This is a genomic window from Psychrobacter sp. 72-O-c (genome assembly GCF_904846605.1).
GTDB lineage: Bacteria > Pseudomonadota > Gammaproteobacteria > Pseudomonadales > Moraxellaceae > Psychrobacter.
The window spans coordinates 1-829 of sequence record NZ_CAJHBI010000076.1; the positions used below are offsets into that span (position 1 = coordinate 1).

General features: G+C 41.7%; 2 protein-coding genes. Both read left to right on the forward strand.

Features of this window, described 5'->3' with window-relative positions; translation table 11 throughout:
• Nucleotides 1–27: 27 nt before the first annotated feature.
• Complete coding sequence (locus JMX97_RS13655; protein ID WP_201558971.1) at nucleotides 28–291, forward strand: hypothetical protein; 264 nt, start codon at nucleotides 28–30, stop codon at nucleotides 289–291.
• 111 nt (nucleotides 292–402) lie between these two features.
• The coding region (locus tag JMX97_RS13660; protein WP_201558972.1) for a c-type cytochrome at nucleotides 403–829 on the forward strand (427 nt) is incomplete at its 3' end.

Consider the following 829-nt stretch of genomic DNA (forward strand, 5'->3'; position numbering starts at 1 on the left):
TTTCAACTCAATCAATAGGAATTAAATATGTGGTTATCTAAATCAATCGTAGCAACTGCTGTCGCATTAGTCGTCTCAACCTCTGCTATGGCACATTCTCCAGAAATGCATGCGCAGAAAGATCAGATGAACTGTGAAAAGATGGAAAAACATATGAATATGATGGGAAAAATGGATCATAGCAAGATGGATATGAATGATCCTGCCATGAAATCAATGATGGCTAACATGGGTAAAATGAAACAAATGTACCAAAAACATTGCGTTACCAGTGACAGTGAGTCTAAATAATTCTAGTCACGCTCGCTAGGTAACGGGTCAGGTTCAACTACAATTCTCGTTCAACCTGACCTTATTGAATAATAGCCTGATTTTGACAGCAATAAATTGTAGGACGAACATATGAAATTTTTATTGGGTGCGCTTTTTGCCGTACTTGTGGCAGTCGTTGGGGTTTTTGCAGTTGTCAGCAGTGGTCTGGTGAATGTAGGAGCAGACCAAGAGCATAGCCCAATGATGTATAGCTTTTTGGAGACAGCACGTAATAACTCTATAGAAAATGCCAGTCAAGATATTGTGGTTCCAGATCTAAAACAAGTGGATATGATTAGCTCTGGGGGCGCGGACTACAAAGATATGTGTGCAGGCTGTCATCTGGCACCTGATGTAGAAAAAACAGATCTGAGCGAGTATCTATATCCAAAGCCGCCTAATTTTACCAAGGCCGAAGTTGTTGCTCGTTATGATACTAAAGCAGGCGCACAACAGAATTTTTGGGCGATTAAACACGGCATCATGGCATCGGGAATGCCTGCATGGGGCGCGGCAT